We start from the raw sequence: 17791 nt of genomic DNA on the forward strand, positions 1-17791 counted from the left end.
GATCATGCAGCGGCGGCCGATATGACTGCACCGTCGAGCCTGCGGGCGGTGTTCCTGCGCGCCGTCGGCGATGTCGGGCTCTTCTCGCTGTTGATCAACATCCTGCTTCTGGTGATCCCGCTTTATCTGCTTCAGGTCTATGACCGCGTGCTGCCCTCCTCCAGCGTCGAGACGCTGGTCTATCTGTCGGCGATTGCGGTTCTTGCGCTCGCTTTCCTCGGACTGCTGGACGCGATCCGCGCCGTCTACACGCAGCGCGTCGCGGCCGCCGTCGACAGGAAGCTCGGGGCAAGGACATTCGCCCTCTCGCTGGCGCCCAAATATGCCGGCGGCCTGTCGCCGCTGCGTGATCTCGCCTCGGTCTGCGCCTTCGTCCGGTCGCGCGGCGTGGCGGTGCTGTTCGACCTGCCCTTTGCGCCCGTCTTCCTCGCTTTGCTCTATCTGATCCATCCGGTGCTGTTCTGGGTGACAGTCGCCGGCGCGGTGCTTCTGCTCGTCCTTGTCGTCGCGAACCAGCTCGCCATTGGCCGGAACGATGCCATGTCCGCGGAACGCTCGGCGTTGGCGAGCCATGCGGAACAGGTCTTTGCCCGCAATGCCGAAACGCTGCGCGCCATGGGCATGGTCGAGAACGCCGCTCGGGTCTGGGGGCGGCATGTCGGGGCAGCGCTCACGCTTTACGACCGTTCCTCGAGCGCCAATGCGATCTTCAGCGGCGCCTCGCGGGCGCTGCGCATGATGCTGCAGCTGGCGATCCTCGGCGCCGGCGCGTGGCTGGTGCTCGAGGGGCAGATGACGGCGGGTATGATCTTCGCCTCCTCGCTGGTGTCGTCGCGCGCGCTGCAGCCGCTCGACCAGTTGATCGGCGCCTGGCGGCAAATCGTCGAGGCAAAGCGCGCCTGGAAGCGGCTGGAGACGGCGCTTGCTGCGCATCCGGCTGGGAAGCGGAAACTGGCGCTCCCCGATCCATTAGGCGCGATTTCGGTGCAGGACGTTTTCTTCATGGCACCGAACGCACAGCCCGGCACCGAACCTATCCTCAAGCGGCTGAATTTCCAGATCGGCGCCGGCGAAGCGGTGGCGATCGTCGGGCCGAGCGGCGCCGGCAAATCGACGCTGGCGCGGCTGCTTGTCGGTGCCGCGCAGCCGACCGGGGGCGCAGTGAGGATCGATGGCGCCGACCTCAGGACCTGGGAGGAAAAACAGCTCGGGCGACAGATCGGCTACCTGGCGCAGGAGGTGGAGCTCTTTCCCGGCACGATCGGCGACAATGTCGCCCGCTTCGACGCGCAGGCCGAGGACGCCGCGATCGTCGAGGCCGCCAGGCGCGCCCAGGCGCATGAGTTGATCCTGGCGCAGCGCGACGGCTACCAGACAATGATCGGCCCTTCCGACAGGACGCTCTCGGGTGGCGAGCGCCAGAGGATCGGGCTGGCGCGCGCCTTCTACGGCAACCCGCGCATTCTCGTGCTCGACGAGCCCAGTTCCCATCTCGACGGCAGCGGCGAGGCGGCGCTCGAAGTGGTGCTGGTCGCCGCGCGAGCGGCGGGCGTCACGATCCTCGTGATCACGCATCGCCCGGCCATCGCCACGGCCTGCGACCGCGTGATGGTTCTGCGCGGCGGTGTGATCGAGGCCTTCGGCCCAAGCGCCGAGGTGCTGCGGCGGTCCACTGTCGATAGAGGCGCCGGCAACGCCCCGGCCGCCCAGCAGGGGACGGTGGTGACCGGATCATTCGCGCCGATGATCCGCACGCACGGCATCCGCTTCGGATCCTAGACGATGACGATCGAGAGCCTTGCCTGGGATGGACAGCCGCGCACCGACTTCCGGCGCGTGGCCTTCATAGGGTATGCGGCAATCTCGCTCTTCGCGGGCGGCTTCGGCTATTGGGCGGTGAGCGCGCCGCTGTCCGGCGCGGTGATCACGCAGGGCACGATCTCGGCGACGGGCGGCAACATTCTCATCCAGCAGCCCGAGGGCGGCATCATCCAGCAGCTGCTGGTCCGCGAGGGCGACCGCGTGCAACAGGGCCAGGACCTCATCCTGCTCGACCGGACGGCTGCGCAAGCCGAGCTCAACCGTCTGACCAGGCAGTCGATCGCGCTCAAGGCGAGCATGGCGCGGCTGGAGGCCGAGCGCGACGGGCTGGACAGGCTCGCGCCGATCACCGAGGCAGCGCCGGCGCCGTTCCAGCAGGATTTCCAAAACCTCATCCGCGAGCAGCAGAAGGAGTTCGACGCCAGGCTCGCCCGGTTCCGGTCGGAGCAATCGATCATGGCGCAGCGGGTCGCCATGCATCGCGAGTCGGTCGTGGGCTTGAACGCCCAGAAGCTCGCCATCCAGCAGCAGGCCGATGTCGTGAAGAAGGAGCTCGGCATCAAGACAGGCCTGCTCGACAAGGGCCTCACCAACCGCACCGAATATTCGCAGCTGCTGCGCTCGGAAGCCGATCTCGTCGGCCAGGCCGGCGCGCTGGAGGCCAATCTTGCCGGGGCCAACAGCCAGATCGTCGAGGCGCAGGTGCAGGTCGAGCGACTGACCACGCAGCGCGTGGAGGAAGCGCTGACCAAACTCGACGAGGTGCGCACCAACCTCGCCGACATCGAGGAGCAGATCAGGGCAGCCGAAGCGGTGCTTCAGCGCACGACGATCAAGGCGCCGGCGGCGGGCATCGTGGTGTCCTCCACCTATAATTCGAAAGGCAGCGTGATCGCGCCCGGCGAAAAGATCATGGAGCTCCTGCCCACCGCATCAGGCCTCAACGTCGATGCCAAGCTGCGGCCGAAAGACGTCGATCAGGTGCGCGTCGGCCAGCCGGCGAAGCTCAGGCTGTCAGCGCTCAACACGCGGCTGACGCCAGAGGTATCGGCGACCGTGACGCAGATCTCGGCCGACCGGCTGATCGACCAGGCTACCCACGAACCCTATTTCCGCGCCAAGCTGAAGATCGCCGACGCGCTCCCGCCCGGCGTCAAGCCGGAGCAACTCTATCCGGGAACGCCGGTCGAAGCCTTCATCAACACCGGCGACCGGACCTTCTTCGAGTATCTGGCGCGGCCGATGGTGGATTCGTTCGCCCGCGCGTTTGCGGAGAGGTGAGCGGGCGCTCCGCGCGACGCGACGGCGCCCTCCGTCGGGGAGTTGCGTGCCTACGCGGGAACATAAGTCAACCTGATCGCCTCCTCCCCGATCAAATCACTGGCCACGAGGCGGAGCGGCGGCCGGGGGCCGGCGAAGAATGGCTTTCCGTGACCAAGCACGACGGGATGGATGTAGAGACGATACTCATCGATAAGCCCGAGGTCGGTCAGGCTTCGCGCCAGGTCCGGTCCGGAAACGGCGATCTCCCCAGCGAGCCGAGCCTTCAGGTCACGGATCATCTCCGCCAGGCCGCCTTCGACAAGCGTGGCGTTGGGGCCAACGGACTGCAGCGTGCTCGACACGACCCACTTCGGCTGGCTCCGCCACGCCGTCGCGAATTCGCGGAGCTCAGGGGTCCACTCGGAACGGTCCTCGTCCCAGTAGCGCATGACCTCGTACATGCGACGGCCGTACACGCTGCCCGTCAGGCCGCGCACTTGCTCTATCCAGTGACGAAAGAGCGCGGGATCGGGCGCAAATGCCTCGTGGTCGACATAGCCGTCCAGTGACTGATTCATTCCGAAGACGAGCTTCGCCATGCCTAATTCCATCCCAGCATTCTTTCAGGATACCAGTGAATCGCGCCGCTGCGTGATCTGTGACGGCCTCGTCACGCTCCTGGCCAGCACGACGGTTTCAAACGGCGATCTGAAGCGCCCCGTAGCGTTTGACTTCGGCTTCGATCTCCCTGACCAAAGTCTCCAGCGCGGGATTTCGGGAGTTGCGTGCGCGCCTGATCACATAGGCCAGGTCCGGCGGCTTGGGGAAGTGTTTGTCGACGATCTCCATGCCGGGTTGCAGGTGCCGCTGGCTCAAGAGCGCGACGCCGAGCCCGGAGGTCACGCCGGCGACGATCCCGGCTGCGCTGGAGCATTCGAACACGGTCTCGAACACCGTTCCCTCGTCCTGCCCAAGATCGAGGCCCCAGCGCCGATAGAAGCAGTTCTCGTCGAAGGACAGGAACGGGATCGGCTTTTCCTTCGACAGGACCAGATCCGGCGACTTCACCCAGTGCAGCGTCTCGCGGTAGAGGACGATGTCGGCAGGGCGAACCTCGTGCTGGAACAGCTGGACGATCGCGGCGTCAAGGGCCCCCTGGCTGAGCTGCTCCCGCAAGACGAGGCTCATGCGCACTTGCGTACGGACGCTCACCTCGGGATGAAGCCTGCGGAACCGGCCAAGAATGCGCGAGAGATCCGTGCAGGTCGTATCCTCGGTCATTCCCAGCGCGATCTTGCCTTGCAGCGTGCTTTTCGAGAGGCTCAGTACCGCCTCGTCATGAATTCCCAGGATGCACCGCGCATAACCCAGGAGATCGTGCCCGGCCGTGGTGAACAGCGGCGCGTTTGGCTTCCGGCTGAGGATTTCGCAGTCGAGGCTCGCTTCCAGCCGCCTCATCTTGTGGCTGACGGCCGATTGCGACAAACCCAGAACCTCGGCCGCACGGGTGACACCGCCATGTTTCTCGATCGCGACCAGCGCCCGCAGGGCATCGACATCCAGGCGGCGGCTCATAATTCCAGCCATGACAATCCTCGCTCGCAATGAAAGCACCGCGCCAAACCTCTGGCACAGAGCGGGTTTTCGGGCAAATATTTATGTCATTGTTCTAGCTGTTTCATGAGCTATCGAAATTTGTCATGTGCAAGGCAGCGAGTGTGCAGCCATAAGTCTGCGCCAGACAGCGCTGGTGATCCGCTTCAGGAGCATGGCGCACCGCTCGAATAAAGACAGCCCATGACGCTTCTGCAGAACAAGCCTCATCCTCTGGTATGGCCGACCGTGGCGGCAGCCCTGGTCCTAAGCTGGAGCTCCGGCTTCGTCGGCATCCGCTACGCCAGCGAGAACGCCGACGTCATGCTGGTCCTGTTCTGGCGGACTTTTTTGTCCGGACTTATCCTTCTGCCATTTGCTCTTTTGATCGGGCAGCGCATCAGCGGGCGCGCCTTGGCGCAGCAGATGGCGTTCGGCGTGGCGACGATGTTCCTCTATCTAGGCGGATTCGCCCTTGCCATCGGCCAGCGCGTTCCGACCGGCCTTGTCGCGCTGATCTCCGATCTTGTCCCTCTCGCCATCGCGGCGCTGTCGCAGCCCATTCTCGGCCACCGGCTGAGCGCAAGACAATGGATCGGAACAGCCCTGGGCGTAACGGGCGTCCTTATCGTCTCCCTGGACAGCCTCAGTCTCGGCAAAGCACCGGTCTGGGCCTATGTCCTCACGATCGCTTCCATGCTGGTGTTCGCCCTGGCGACCGTGGTGCAGAAGCGGATCAGGACGATCGATATGCCCATCCATCAGAGCTTGTGCATTCAATGCCTGACGGCGGCGATCCTTTTTGCCGCCTGCGCCGAATGGAACGGCGGCCTGACACCGCCGCTCGATGGGCGTTTCCAATTCGGCATGGCGTGGCTGGTGCTGTTCTCGACCTTCTTCTGCTACGGCGTCTACTATATGAGCCTGCGTCACTACACCGCCGCACAGGTCAGCAGCGTGGTCTATCTCAGCCCGCCGGTGACGATGCTCTGGGCGTGGCTGATCTTCGGCGAACCGCTATCGAGAGCGATGTTCCTCGGCCTGGCGGTGACCCTGTTCGGTGTCTGGCTGACGGCATCGAGGAGCGCTGCATCGAAGGACGAGGCGCGTTTGAGCTCATGCGAGCAGCCTGCCGGATAATCACGCGACACCAACAAGGAGTGCAATTCCGTGAAGCTTACCGATTTCAAGGCCCTGACCTTCGACTGCTACGGCACGCTCATCGACTGGGAATCCGGCATGATCGAGGGCCTGAAGCCGCTGACAGAGCGCGCCGGCCGCCGTTTGAGCCGCGACGAGATCCTCGAGGCGCATGCCCGGCACGAATCCGGCCAGCAGAAATGGACTCCGGCAAGACGCTACCGCGACCTTCTGCCGATCGTCTACAAGCGGCTTGCCGAGGAATGGGGCGTCGTCGCCACCGCAGAGGAATGCACGGCCTATGGCGAAAGCGTGAAGGATTGGCCGGCCTTTGCCGACTCGGCGGAAGCCTTGCGGTATCTCAAGCAGCACTACAAGCTGATCATCCTTTCCAATGTCGACAACAAGAGCTTTTCGTTCAGCAACAAGAAGCTCGGCGTCGACTTCGACGCGATATACACGGCAGAGGACATCGGCTCCTACAAGCCCTCCGCCCGCAACTTCGACTATATGCTCGAAAAGCTGGCGACGATCGGGGTGGAGAAAAGCCAAGTCCTGCACACGGCCGAAAGCATGTTCCATGATCACGCTCCCGCCAATCGCGTCGGCCTGGCATCGTGCTGGATCTATCGCCGTCATGCCGACCAGGGCTTCGGCGCCACGATGCACCCCGGCGACATGCCAAATGTGGATTTCCGCTTCGACAGCATGGCCGACCTCGTCAAGGCGCACAGGCAAGAATTGGGCGCCTGAGTCCGCAGCGCGCGGAGGAGGCGCTGAGCGAGCCGATGAGACCCCGAGATAGCTACACGACGCTATGCCGCCTGCTTTCGTGGCGTCCTCTCGCAACCGGATTCAATCCGCCAGCCTTGGAACCAAAAGACCTGCGAGACTGTTCAGCTATCGTTTCATACAACGCTGACGTGCCCTGCCGGTTGGGCAATCGGCGCTTTCGAGGAGTCTCACCATGTCCAGAATTCGTTCAGCCGCGATTGCGGTCATCGCCGCTGTCGGCGTGAGCTTTGCCAGCGCTGCTCACGCCGACAGCGGCACGATCCGCTTCTCCATCTATAAGGCGGCCTTCTTCATCGGCGGCGCCGGCGGCGAAGGGACGCTGACCTTCCGTGGTCGCAACTATCCCATCTCGATCGGGGGCATCTCGGGCGGCCTCGCCTTCGGGGCTTCCAAGACCTATTTCAAAGGCACAGTGCGCCACATTCGCCGCGCCCGCGACGTGGCGGGAGTGTACGGCGCAGCGGGCGGCGGCGGCGCGCTCGGCAGAGGCGCTCAGGTGATCGTCATGACCAACGACAAGGGCGCCGAGCTCCAGCTCACAGGCCGGCAGGTAGGCCTGCAGATCAATGCCGATCTCAGCGGCATGACCATTGGGCTGAAATAAGGGGCGGTCAAAGCGGTCATTCCCTCCGCCAATTGGCGCTACCTGATCCAGCCGCACCGAGTGTCCGGTAGAATGGGAAGGGCCCGATGTCGGGCCCTTTCCCTTGCTTGCCTGGACTGTTTGCGTGGAGGCACGGCACGACGCGATCGCCAACAGTCGGAGGCTCTCTGGCTCAATCGCCGCCTGTAGACATCGCGCTCCCAATCACCCAATCTGAGCTGCGGGAACAGAAGCGCTTCAAAGAAAGCGCGGACCTTCGGGTGCGCATGAAAAATCGATGGACCTTGTATGATCCACGGCTGGCCTGGATGCTTATCGCGCCGGTGCTGCTGCTCTTGATCTTCTTCCTGGTGCTGCCGATCGCCGTGATGTCGGTCTACACCTTCTTCACCTTCGTCACCGCCGGCGTGGAAACCAGCGCGCTGACAACCGCGAACTGGCACGAATTCCTCACCGACAGCTACTATCACGGCTTCCTGTTGAAGACGCTGCGGGTCGGCGCCATCACCGCGCTGCTCTGCGGCGTGCTCGGCTATTTTCCGGCCTATTTCATCTGGGCGACGAGCTTCAGGCACAAGTGGCTGCTGCTTCTCCTGCTCATCGTGCCGTTCTGGATCAGCTTCACCATCCGCACCTTTTCCTGGATCAACATTCTCGGCGAACAGGGCGTCATCAACGTGGCGCTCATAAAGTTGGGCATTGTCAGCGAGCCGCTGCCGATGCTCTACACCGAGGGCGCGGTGATCATGGGGCTGCTGCATTTCCTGCTGCCCTACATGATCCTCAACGTCTATGTCAGCCTGGAAAGCATCGACCGCACGCTGATTGCGGCAGCCCGCTCGATGGGCTGCACCAGTGCGCAGGCGTTTCGCGAGGTGACGCTGCCGCTTTCGTTGCCCGGCCTCGCGGCCGGCCTGCTGCTCTGCTTCGTGCTTGCCGCCGGCAGCTATGTGACGCCGCAGCTTCTGGGCTCGGGCCGCGACGCGCTGTTCGGCAATCTGATCTACGACACCATCATGAGCGAGCTGAACTGGCCGATGGGCGCCACGCTTTCGATCGTGCTGTTCGTCGTGCTCGGTTTCTTCGCCGCCATCTACACCCGCTACATGGGCATGTCGCAGATCGTCAAAGGCCTTGGAGGATGAGGGGATTGGGCGGATGAAGCCTGCACGCCGGAAAGAGGAAGGCAGATGGGCCTGGCGGCTGACTGGCTTCGTCACGCTCTGCGTCTACATCTTCATGTTCGCGCCGATTGCGGCGACCGTCATCCTGTCGTTCAACGCCTCGATGTTCGGCGGCTTCCCGATGACCGGCTTTTCGCTGCAATGGTACGGCAAGCTGATGGCCAATGAGGCGGTGCTGGCCGCGTTCCGAACGTCGCTGTGGATCGCCCTGGTCACTGCGGCCGCCACCACGGCGATCGGCGTCGTCACCTCGTTCGCGCTGGTGCGTTTCGAGTTCCCCGGCAAGCAGACGCTGAGCACGCTGGTGATCCTGCCGGCGCTGGTGCCCGAAACCATTCTGGGCGTCGGCCTCCTGGTGCTGATCAAGGCGGTCGACCAGCCGCGAACGTTGCTCCTCCTGGTGCTCGGCCATATTCTGCTCGCCGTGCCCTATGTGGTGCTGATCACCCAGGCGCGCATGGTGGGCATCCGGCGCGTCTATGAGGAGGCCGCGCTTTCGCTCGGCGCCTCGCGCTTCTCGTCCTTCCGCGAGATCACGCTGCCGCTGCTCATCCCGGCGGTCGTTGCCGGCGCGCTGCTCGCCTTCACCATCTCGTTCGACAACACCTCGGCCAGCCTGTTCTGGCGGCCGGCCGGCGTCGAGACCATGCCTACCCAAATCCTTTCGATGCTGAAGATTTCGATCAGCCCGGAGATCAATGCACTGGGCACGGTCATGATCCTGGTGACCGTCGGCATCCCGCTGATCGGCGGCATTCTCATGCAAAGCCTGACAAAATTGAGAAGACGAGGCGAACCAAAGGAGGAAGCAAAATGAAACTATCCACCACCAAACGGCTGGAACGGCTGCATGACCGCTACGTGAACGGCGATTTGAGCCGCCGCACCTTTCTGAGCCTGACCGCCGCCGCCGCGGCCTCGGCGGGCCTCTCCATGCCGTGGATGAGCCGCGCGCTCGCCGCGGTCGAGCAGGTGCGCTTCGACGGCTGGGGCGGAACCGTGCAGGAGGCGATCGACAAATACGCCTTCCAGCCCTACACAGCCAAGACCAAGATCAAGGTGGTCCAGGGCACGTTCGGCGACGAGAACGAGATCATCACCAAGATCAAGACGGCGAAGCCAGGCGACTTCCAGATCGTGCATTCGTCCGGCGTCAACTACTACATCAAATACGTCAATGCCGGCATGAACTCGGAGATCAACGAGGCCAACATTCCCAACATGGCGAATGTGCTGCAGCCGATGATCGAGCCGTTCCGCAAGCTGACGCCAAAGCTCTCGGCGGTGCCCTACGACTACGGCACCACCGGCATCGCCTACAACACCAAGGTGATCTCGCCCGAGGAGGCGAAGGAAAAGGGTGCCGGCCTGCTGCTCGACAAGAAATACGCCGGCAAGGTCGGCGGCTATGCCGACATGACCACCCGCGTCTGGTACGCGGCTTTGGCCACCGGACAGGATCCCAACAACATCAAGGACATGGATACGATCTGGGCCAAGGTGCGCGAGACGCGCGACCTCGCCAAGAAATTCTGGAGCTCCGGCGCGGAACTGATGGACCTGTTGTCCAAGGGCGAGATCGTGGTGACCGACGCCTGGTCGGGCCGCGTCGCCGCCCTGCAGGATCAGGGCCATCCGATCGGCTATCTCGATCCGGCGGGCTCCTATGCCTGGATGGAGGACATGCTGATCCTGAAAGGCTCGCCGATGACCGAATGCGAAGAGCTGATCAACTTCATGCTCGATCCGGCGACCTCGATCGCGGTGGCCGAGGGCCAGAGCTACCCGCCGTCGCTCGACCCGACCAAGGTGAAGCTAACCGAGAAGATCGAGAAGCTGCCGGCTTTCGACAAGACCGGCTCGATGAAGGCGCTGACCTTCGCCGATCCGGTCTACTGGGCGACCAACGAGGACGCCTGGACCAAGCAGTGGGACAGGATCGCGAAAGGTGCCTGACAGAAGCGAAGCGTCACTCAGCCCCCGGCCGGTCTCGGCCGGGGCACCCGGCACAGCTCCCAACATGAGTGCGGAGCAGCCAGCGGTCGAGTTCCGCGACATCGACATCGCCTATGGCAAGTTCGTCGCGGTGCGCGACTTCTCGCTGTCGATCCGCAAGGGCAGTTTCGTCACCCTGCTTGGGCCGTCGGGCTGCGGCAAGACGACGATCCTGCGCTCCATCGCCGGGCTGGTCGACATTTCGGGCGGCCAGATCATGATCGATGGGCGGCGGGTCGACGACGTGCCGATCTACAAGCGCAACATCGGCCTGGTGTTCCAGAGCTACGCGCTGTTCCCGCACAAGAGCGTGTTCGACAATGTCGCCTTCGGCCTGAAGTATCGCAACGTGCCGAAGCCCGAGATCGCGCGCAGGGTCGGCCGGGCGCTCGACATGGTGCGGCTGCCGGGCAGCGAGAAGAAGCTGCCCTCACAATTGTCGGGCGGGCAGCAGCAGCGCATCGCGCTGGCGCGGGCCATCGTCTTCGAACCGCAGGTGCTGCTGCTCGACGAGCCGCTATCGGCGCTCGACGCCAACATGCGCGAGGAGATGCGCGTCGAGATCAAGAAGATCCAGAAGGCAACCGGCATCACCGCCATCTTCGTCACCCACGACCAGGAAGAAGCGCTCTCCATGTCGGACCGCATCGTGGTGATGAACGCCGGCTCGGTCGAGCAGATCGGCACGCCGGAGGAAGTCTATGAGCGGCCCGCCACCGCCTTCGTCGCCGACTTCCTCGGCAAGGCCAACATGCTTGCCGGCACCGTCAGCAGATCTGACGGGCAGATAGCGGTGACGCTTGCCGCTGGCCAGACGGTCAACGTGATGTCGCCGCGGCCGCTGGCGCCGGGCAGCAAGATCACCGTGGTGGTGCGGCCGCAGAAACTGTCGGTCGGTCCTGCAGCAGGCGGCAACCGGCTCTCCGGCCGGGTCGTCTCGACCTCCTATCTCGGCGGCAGCGCCATTTACGAGATCGACTTCGGCGGCAAGACGAGCATCCGCGCCAACGCGCCGATCAACGGCCGCATCGTCCGGGAGGGCGAGATCATCGAGGTCGGGTTCGATCCGAGCGGCTGTGTTTTGCTGGACGAGAACGGGCAGCGGATTTCGTAGCCTACCAAGCCCCTGTTCGCATCGGCCTTAAGGAATTCACTGCTTCGCCGCTTGAGCAGCCAAGCGGCCTGGATGCCTGAGGTTGGTCGGCGTGATGCCGGTGTGCTGGCGGAATACCCGGCTGAAGTGCCCGGCATTTTCGAAGCCGCACCTGTAGGCGATGTCGCCTATCTGCAGGTCGCTGCCTTCCAGCAGCGACTTGGCGTAGTGAACCCGGAGCGCCAGGTACGCGGCCATCGGGCTTGTGCCCAGCTCGGTCGCGAAAAGACGCTCGAGCTGGCGCCGGGAGCAATTCAACCGGCTTGCGATCTCGGTGACCGATATCTTTTCCTGCAGGCTGCTTTCCATCAGCAGCAAGGCCCGTTTCACCGCACGGCTCGACGCTTCGGGAAACAGGTCGCCGACGGGCTGCACGTCCCGGATGTTGCGGATGCGATCGAGCACAAGGATCTTGGCGGCCTTTTCCGCCGCCTTCTGACCGATGAATTGCGACACGAAATAACCGGCGAGGTCTGCCGCGCCGGTGCCGCCGGCACATGTCGCGCGGCCGCGGTCGACCGAATAGAGGCTGTCGGCATGCGCATTCACATCGGGGAATTCGGCGCGAAAATCCTTGATGTGGAACCAGCTGACGGCGGCGCTGTAGCCGTCCAGCAAGCCGTAGCGGGCCAGCACGAAGCTTCCCGTGCACAGCGCGGTTATCGGCACGCCCTTGTCGGCGGCCCGCAGAAGGAACGCCTCCTTTTCAGCGCTGAGATTGCGGTTGGTGTCGAGCAGGCCTCCGACCACGACGACGTTGTCGAAGTCCTCCGGATTGCCGATCGCCTTGGTCGGCAGCAATTCGACGCCACAGCTCGCCCGGATCGGCAGGCCGCGCTCGCCGACGATCTGCCAGTCGAACTCCACCCTGCGGCTGCGATCGCCCTCATCGCCGGCGAGCCGCAGCGTGTCGATGAAAAGCGACAGCGGCGACAAAGTGAAATCGCGCACCAGGAGAAACGCAAACTTCTTGGCCATGCTTTGCGGACCTGTCCCTTGCGTTATCCGAAGCTCATTCAGACAAGATCGCCGTCCGGGCTGTCATTGTGCCACCGATCCATCCGGTCTTATATTGTGTACCAAGAAAATACAATCCGTTGACTCACTTGCAAGTGCATGCGACTCTTCCAACCGTGCCAGGTATGTCGATTGGCAGAGATGATTCCGAAGGTGCGCCATGAAGGGAAGCAAGGGCAGTCTCTATGACGATCTGAAACGTCGCATCCTGACAATGGAACTCGATCCTGACGAGGATCTGGACGAGGTGGCGCTGAGCGAGCGCTATGGCCTGTCGCGGACCCCTGTCAGGGAAATCTTCCGCCGGCTGGAGGGCGAAGGTTACATCGAGATCCGCGCGAACCGGGGCGCCAGGGTCGTTCCGATGAACCATTCGACCCTTCGGCAATTCTTCCTGGTCGCCCCCATGGTCTACGCCGCCATCGGCCGGTTGGCCGTGCAGAATTTCAAGCCTTCGCAGATGGTAGACCTGAAGGACACGCAGGAGCGTTTCCGCGCCGCCAGCAAGTCAGGCGACGCGCTTTCCATGGTGGTCGAGAACAACAGGTTTCACGAGATCATCGGTGAGATGTCCGCCAACGCCTATCTTCAGCCCAGCCTCGGCAGGTTGCTGATCGACCACGCCCGCATCGGCCATACCTTCTTCCGCCCACGCAATGACGACATGCGCAAGCGGCTGCAGACGGCGGTCGAACATCATGACGGCTTCATCTCGGCCATCGGCGCGCATGACGAGGATGCCGTCGTCGACCTGGTGTTCGAGCACTGGGAACTGTCGCGCGAGAACATGGAAATGTTCATCGCGCCGCAGGGAATGAAGGCGGACGCGCTGGTCGGCGATAACTGACGGCCGCTTAGGAAAGCGATTGCGGCCGGGATAGGAAGAACGCCTGCTGCCGGGCCCGGTGCCGGCAGCGAAATCTCCCGCTTAAGACGCAGATTCCGCGGCCGCCACCTCGGGGCACCGATCCGTCAGGCCTGTTCCAGCCAGACCTTTTGCACCGCCGATCGCCGAGGAAGGCAAGAAGGGCGGAACGCTTCGCCTCGGCATGGTCGTGAAGCAAAAAAGGTCCGCGGGTCGAGATGGCCAATATCAGCCGCACCTGACTGGAGCCGCTGGTCAGGTACCCGCGAATTCACTTCACTTTCGAATCGGTTCTGCTGGAGAGCTGGGAGATCTGCGGCGACGCCACCGAATACCTGCTCCATGTCCGCAAATGCGCGACGGGCGCGCTCTCCAGAATTGTACTCGTGCCATATTTTTTATGTGTACGTAAATTATACAATCTGTTGACTCTCGGATGCTGACGTGCAATCTTGCGCGTTATCAAACGCGATCAACCGGTTTCGAGCGCTGCGAATCCCCGCTTGGGAATTCGCGGATGGCCTCCGTTTTGCCGAATGACGCATTGGTCGAAACGGCCACTCCATCGATGGAGAAATGTCTTGAAGTTTGAGGGCATCTACACGCCGGCGGTGACGCCGATCGGTCCGGACGGTCAGATCGATAACGCGGCCTTCGCCGACGTTCTCGAGTCACTCATCGAAGCCAAGGTGCACGGCATCATCGTTGGTGGATCGACCGGTGAATATTATGCCCAAAGCGCCCAGGAGCGCTTCGAGCTCGGTGACTATGCCAAGCAGGTGATCGGCACCCGCCTTCCGCTGGTCATCGGCACAGGCGCTACCAGGACCGAAGATTCGGTCGAATACGCCAAGGCGGCGAAGGAGATCGGCGCCGACGCGATCCTCGTCTCGTCGCCGCCATATGCCTTGCCGACGGAGCGCGAGAACGCGGTTCATGCGCTCACCGTCGACCGCGCGGCCAACCTTCCGATCATGCTCTACAACTATCCGGCCCGCATGGGCGTGATGATGGGCGAGGAGTATTTCTCCCGCGTCGGCAAATCCCGCAACATCGTGGCCATCAAGGAAAGCTCCGGCGAAATGGGCAATTTGCACCGGCTTGCCCGCAAGTTCCCGCACATCTCGCTTTCCTGCGGCTGGGACGACCAGGCGCTGGAATTCTTCGCCTGGGGCGCCAGGAGCTGGGTCTGCGCCGGCTCGAACTTCCTGCCGCGCGAGCACGTCGCGCTCTACGAGGCCTGCGTGCTCGAAAAGAACTTCGACAAGGGCCGCGCCATCATGAGCGCGATGCTGCCGCTGATGGACTTTCTCGAATGCGGCAAGTTCGTCCAGTCGATCAAGCATGGATGCGAGTTGATCGGCCTGAAGGCAGGCGGCGTGCGCGCTCCGCTGCGGCCTCTCAATTCGGAAGAAAAGCGATCCCTCCAGACTGTCGTCGCCACGCTGAAGCGGACGGTCGCCCAGATCACGTCGGGAGCAAACCAATGCATGAGCCTCTGACCGCCGCCGAATACAAGGCGCTCGCCGCCGAGATTCAATTCCCGACCAATGCCTTCATCGACGGAGCCTTCCGCCCGGCAAATTCCGGCAAGACCTTCAGAACGACCAATCCGGCGACCGGCGAGGTGCTTGCCGACATCGCGGCTTGCGACGCCAGCGATGTCGACTTCGCCGTGGCCAAAGCCAGGGAGGCCTTCGACGACGGCCGCTGGCAGCATCTCGCGCCTGGCGAGCGCAAGGCCGTCCTGCTCAAATTCGCCAAGCTTTTGGAGCGCAACCGCCACGAACTCGCGGTCATGGAGAGCCTCGACAGCGGCAAGCCGATCCGCGAATGCCAGACCGTCGATGTGCCGGACACGATCCATACCATCCGCTGGCATGCCGAGCTGATCGACAAGCTCTACGACAACACCGCGCCCGTTGGCTCGAAGGCGCTGACCATGGTCGTGCGCGAGCCGGTCGGCGTCGTCGGCTGCGTCCTGCCGTGGAATTTTCCGCTGCTGATGCTGGCCTGGAAGATCGGCCCGGCGCTTGCGGCCGGGTGCTCGGTCATCGTCAAGCCTGCCCAGGAGACGACGCTGACCACGCTGCGTGTCGCGGAGCTCGCCCATGAGGCCGGCATTCCGGCCGGCGTCTTCAATGTCGTGCCGGGCGGTGGCAAGGAGGTCGGCGAACCGATCGGCATGCATATGGGCGTCGACATGGTGGCCTTCACCGGATCGACGCCGACCGGCCGCCGTTTCCTGCGCTACGCGGCCGACTCCAACCTCAAGCGCGTCGTGCTGGAATGCGGCGGCAAGAACCCGGCCGTGGTTCTCGACGACGCCGAAGACCTCGATCTCGTCGCCGAACAGGTGGTCAACGGCGCGTTCTGGAACATGGGCGAGAACTGCTCGGCCACCTCGCGGCTCATCGTCGACGCCAAGATCAAGGACGAGCTGCTTGAGCGGATCGGCGCCTACATGCGCGAATGGAAGACCGGCGATCCGCTCGACCCTGAAAACCGCATCGGCGCGCTGGTCAGCAAGACCCATTTCGAGAAGGTGAAATCCTTCCTCGGCGACGTTAAGACCGAAAAGCTCTCGGTCGCCCATGGCGGCGCCACGCATAAGGGCGCCTATATCGAGCCGACCGTCGTCGACGGCGTCACGCCTGCGAGCCGCCTCTTCCAGGAGGAAATTTTCGGGCCCATCCTGTCGGTGACGACGTTCAACTCGCTGGGCGAGGCGATCGCGCTCGCCAACGACACGAATTACGGCCTGACCGCGTCCGTCTACACGGGGAGCCTGCGCAAGGCGATCAAGCTCTCCCGCGAGATCCGCGCCGGCGTCGTCACCGTCAACTGCTTCGGCGAAGGCGACGCGACGACACCGTTCGGCGGCTACAAGGAATCCGGCTTCGGCGGGCGCGACAAGTCGGTCTTCGCGCATGACAATTACTGCGAACTGAAGACGGTCTGGATCGACGTCTCCGACCGTTCGGTCGATGAGACCGTCCGGTGAGCGATCTCGTCGTCAAGCGGCTTCCGGCTGAATCCGGAATCTCTGGCTGGGAGGCGATCAGCAGACGCTGCTTCCCCGTCCGCACGCTCGACGGCGACATCAAGGCCGACTGGCTGATCATCGGCGGCGGCTTCGCCGGCCTCTCCGCCGCCCGGCGGCTCGCAAAGCTTCGGCCGGGCGACAGGATCGTCCTGCTGGAAGCCGGAGAGGTCGCCAAAGGTCCCGCCGGCCGGAATTCCGGCTATATGATCGACACCCCGCACAATTTGTCGTCGGGCGAATATTCTGTCGCCGGTGAGGCCGAAACAAAGGCGGAGATCGCCGAGAATCGCTTCGCGATCGCTTTCGCCGCCGAGGCGGCCGCGGAATACGCAATGTCCGCGCGCACCTTCGATCCCTCGGGCAAGATCAATGCCGCGGCGACCGAACGCGGCATGACACTCAATGCCAATTACGGCCGCTCGCTCAACACGATCGGCGAAGAGCATCGCTTCCTCGACGCGAGCGACATGCGGGAAATCACCGGGTCGTCCTACTATCTCGGCGGCCTCTACACGCCCGGCGCCGTGATGATCCAGCCTGCCGACTATATCCGGGGGCTCGCGGCGGGGCTCGCACCGAAGGTCGACATCTTCGAGCACTCGCCGGTGCTCAAGCTCACCCGGGCCGGAAGAGCCTGGAAGGCGGTGTCGCGCACCGGAAGCGTCACCGCGCCGAAAGTCATCCTCGGCGTCAACGGCCATATCGACGATTTCGGTTACTTCCGCGGCCGCCTGATGCACATCTTCACCTATGCATCGATGACCGCCCCATTCACCGCGAAGTCGACGGGCAAGGACCGGTGGGCCTTGCTGCCGGCCGATCCGATGGGCGCCACGGTCCGGAAGATAACCAACGACGGGCTCTCGCGGATCGTGATTCGGACCCGGTTCACCTATGACTGGCCCGTGCGGGTCAGCGAGAAGCGCTTGGCCGGCATCGCCGCCGAGCAGCGGGCATCCCTCGATGCCAGGTTTCCGGACCTCAAGGATGTGCCGTTCGAATATGTCTGGGCCGGACGGCTTTGCCTCAGCCGCAACCACGTGCCCGCCTTCGGCGAGATCGAAGACGGCCTTTATTCGGCGTGCTGCGAGAACGGCCTTGGGACCGTGAAAAGCACGCTCGCGGGCATCATGGCCGCGGATCTCGCGACCGGCACCCGGTCGAACATGCTCGACAAATATACGGATCAACCCCAACCCGCGCGGCTTCCTCCCGAACCGTTCGCGTGGATGGGCATCAACACGGTGATCCGTTTGCAGGAATTGCGTGCTGGCCGCGAGGGATGAGCTCTCGCCGCGCAATGTGAAGACCGAGC

Annotated in this window: 16 protein-coding genes and 1 pseudogene; 14 read left to right on the forward strand and 3 right to left on the reverse strand. The window is 63.6% G+C overall.

Annotated elements, in window-relative coordinates:
• Positions 1-21 precede the first annotated feature (21 nt).
• Positions 22-1779 carry a type I secretion system permease/ATPase gene (locus P9230_RS25235; RefSeq protein WP_127246985.1) on the forward strand — a complete coding sequence of 586 codons (1758 nt, stop codon included), beginning with the start codon at positions 22-24 and terminating at the stop codon, positions 1777-1779.
• A gap of 3 nt (positions 1780-1782) precedes the next feature.
• Positions 1783-3102, forward strand: a complete 1320-nt coding sequence (locus tag P9230_RS25240; RefSeq protein WP_127246726.1) for an HlyD family type I secretion periplasmic adaptor subunit — start codon at positions 1783-1785, stop codon at positions 3100-3102.
• A 50-nt stretch (positions 3103-3152) separates the two neighbouring features.
• On the opposite strand, the gene P9230_RS25245 is transcribed toward P9230_RS25240, so the two are convergent.
• Both P9230_RS25245 and P9230_RS25250 read right to left on the reverse strand, forming a co-directional pair.
• Positions 3153-3683, reverse strand: coding sequence for a dihydrofolate reductase family protein (locus P9230_RS25245; RefSeq protein WP_067322019.1), 531 nt, complete (start codon positions 3681-3683; stop codon positions 3153-3155).
• 97 nt (positions 3684-3780) lie between these two features.
• Complete coding sequence (locus P9230_RS25250; RefSeq protein ID WP_278121003.1) at positions 3781-4671, reverse strand: LysR family transcriptional regulator; 891 nt, start codon at positions 4669-4671, stop codon at positions 3781-3783.
• Between the two features lie 210 nt (positions 4672-4881).
• Here P9230_RS25250 and P9230_RS25255 point away from each other — a divergent pair, with 210 nt between their 5' ends.
• The 7 genes from P9230_RS25255 (at position 4882) to P9230_RS25285 (ending at position 11509) form a co-directional block, all read left to right on the forward strand.
• Entirely contained in the window at positions 4882-5817 is a 936-nt protein-coding gene (locus P9230_RS25255; protein WP_095801458.1) for a DMT family transporter, read from the forward strand.
• Between the two features lie 30 nt (positions 5818-5847).
• Positions 5848-6570: a haloacid dehalogenase type II gene (locus tag P9230_RS25260; RefSeq protein WP_278121004.1), complete on the forward strand. Its 723-nt coding sequence runs from the start codon at positions 5848-5850 to the stop codon at positions 6568-6570.
• A gap of 214 nt (positions 6571-6784) precedes the next feature.
• A complete protein-coding gene (locus P9230_RS25265) occupies positions 6785-7216 on the forward strand; it encodes a hypothetical protein (protein WP_066993122.1) in 432 nt (143 codons plus the stop codon).
• Between the two features lie 266 nt (positions 7217-7482).
• Entirely contained in the window at positions 7483-8361 is an 879-nt protein-coding gene (locus tag P9230_RS25270) for an ABC transporter permease (protein ID WP_095801460.1), read from the forward strand.
• 13 nt (positions 8362-8374) lie between these two features.
• Entirely contained in the window at positions 8375-9217 is an 843-nt protein-coding gene (locus tag P9230_RS25275; protein ID WP_082953755.1) for an ABC transporter permease, read from the forward strand.
• Positions 9214-10356, forward strand: a complete 1143-nt coding sequence (locus P9230_RS25280; protein ID WP_066993114.1) for an extracellular solute-binding protein — start codon at positions 9214-9216, stop codon at positions 10354-10356. Before P9230_RS25275 ends, P9230_RS25280 begins: the two co-directional genes overlap by 4 nt.
• The gene (locus P9230_RS25285) at positions 10349-11509 is read left to right on the forward strand and encodes an ABC transporter ATP-binding protein (protein ID WP_095801462.1); all 1161 of its coding nucleotides are present in this window, start codon (positions 10349-10351) and stop codon (positions 11507-11509) included. Before P9230_RS25280 ends, P9230_RS25285 begins: the two co-directional genes overlap by 8 nt.
• A 36-nt stretch (positions 11510-11545) precedes the next feature.
• On the opposite strand, the gene P9230_RS25290 is transcribed toward P9230_RS25285, so the two are convergent.
• Complete coding sequence (locus tag P9230_RS25290; protein ID WP_066993111.1) at positions 11546-12526, reverse strand: GlxA family transcriptional regulator; 981 nt, start codon at positions 12524-12526, stop codon at positions 11546-11548.
• 199 nt (positions 12527-12725) lie between these two features.
• Between P9230_RS25290 and P9230_RS25295 the strand changes: the two genes are divergently transcribed.
• The 5 genes and pseudogenes from P9230_RS25295 to P9230_RS25315 all read left to right on the forward strand — a co-directional run bounded on the left by P9230_RS25295 (position 12726) and on the right by P9230_RS25315 (position 17762).
• Positions 12726-13412, forward strand: coding sequence for a GntR family transcriptional regulator (locus tag P9230_RS25295; protein ID WP_067321755.1), 687 nt, complete (start codon positions 12726-12728; stop codon positions 13410-13412).
• Between the two features lie 160 nt (positions 13413-13572).
• Positions 13573-13783 (forward strand): annotated as a pseudogene (locus P9230_RS25300) (diguanylate cyclase); the annotation flags it as partial.
• A 228-nt stretch (positions 13784-14011) separates the two neighbouring features.
• Complete coding sequence (locus P9230_RS25305) at positions 14012-14932, forward strand: dihydrodipicolinate synthase family protein (RefSeq protein WP_278121005.1); 921 nt, start codon at positions 14012-14014, stop codon at positions 14930-14932.
• Positions 14917-16434, forward strand: coding sequence for an aldehyde dehydrogenase (locus tag P9230_RS25310; protein WP_127240196.1), 1518 nt, complete (start codon positions 14917-14919; stop codon positions 16432-16434). The genes P9230_RS25305 and P9230_RS25310 overlap by 16 nt, the downstream gene beginning before the upstream one ends.
• Positions 16431-17762 carry an FAD-binding oxidoreductase gene (locus P9230_RS25315; protein WP_278121006.1) on the forward strand — a complete coding sequence of 444 codons (1332 nt, stop codon included), beginning with the start codon at positions 16431-16433 and terminating at the stop codon, positions 17760-17762. The genes P9230_RS25310 and P9230_RS25315 overlap by 4 nt, the downstream gene beginning before the upstream one ends.
• Positions 17763-17791 lie beyond the last annotated feature (29 nt).

The sequence above is a fragment of the Mesorhizobium sp. WSM4887 genome (assembly GCF_029625865.1).
In the GTDB taxonomy this organism is placed as follows: Bacteria; Pseudomonadota; Alphaproteobacteria; order Rhizobiales; family Rhizobiaceae; genus Mesorhizobium.

Excerpts from the sequence above, each read along its gene's own strand:
- P9230_RS25275 (WP_082953755.1), top strand. The coding sequence starts at position 8,375 with ATGAAGCCTGCACGCCGGAAAGAGGAAGGCAGATGGGCCTGGCGGCTG.
- P9230_RS25310 (WP_127240196.1), top strand. The coding sequence starts at position 14,917 with ATGCATGAGCCTCTGACCGCCGCCGAATACAAGGCGCTCGCCGCCGAG.
- P9230_RS25295 (WP_067321755.1), top strand. The coding sequence starts at position 12,726 with ATGAAGGGAAGCAAGGGCAGTCTCTATGACGATCTGAAACGTCGCATC.
- P9230_RS25245 (WP_067322019.1), bottom strand. The coding sequence starts at position 3,683 with ATGGCGAAGCTCGTCTTCGGAATGAATCAGTCACTGGACGGCTATGTC.
- P9230_RS25265 (WP_066993122.1), top strand. The coding sequence starts at position 6,785 with ATGTCCAGAATTCGTTCAGCCGCGATTGCGGTCATCGCCGCTGTCGGC.
- P9230_RS25250 (WP_278121003.1), bottom strand. The coding sequence starts at position 4,671 with ATGGCTGGAATTATGAGCCGCCGCCTGGATGTCGATGCCCTGCGGGCG.
- P9230_RS25235 (WP_127246985.1), top strand. The coding sequence starts at position 22 with ATGACTGCACCGTCGAGCCTGCGGGCGGTGTTCCTGCGCGCCGTCGGC.
- P9230_RS25290 (WP_066993111.1), bottom strand. The coding sequence starts at position 12,526 with ATGGCCAAGAAGTTTGCGTTTCTCCTGGTGCGCGATTTCACTTTGTCG.
- P9230_RS25240 (WP_127246726.1), top strand. The coding sequence starts at position 1,783 with ATGACGATCGAGAGCCTTGCCTGGGATGGACAGCCGCGCACCGACTTC.
- P9230_RS25270 (WP_095801460.1), top strand. The coding sequence starts at position 7,483 with ATGAAAAATCGATGGACCTTGTATGATCCACGGCTGGCCTGGATGCTT.
- P9230_RS25255 (WP_095801458.1), top strand. The coding sequence starts at position 4,882 with ATGACGCTTCTGCAGAACAAGCCTCATCCTCTGGTATGGCCGACCGTG.
- P9230_RS25280 (WP_066993114.1), top strand. The coding sequence starts at position 9,214 with ATGAAACTATCCACCACCAAACGGCTGGAACGGCTGCATGACCGCTAC.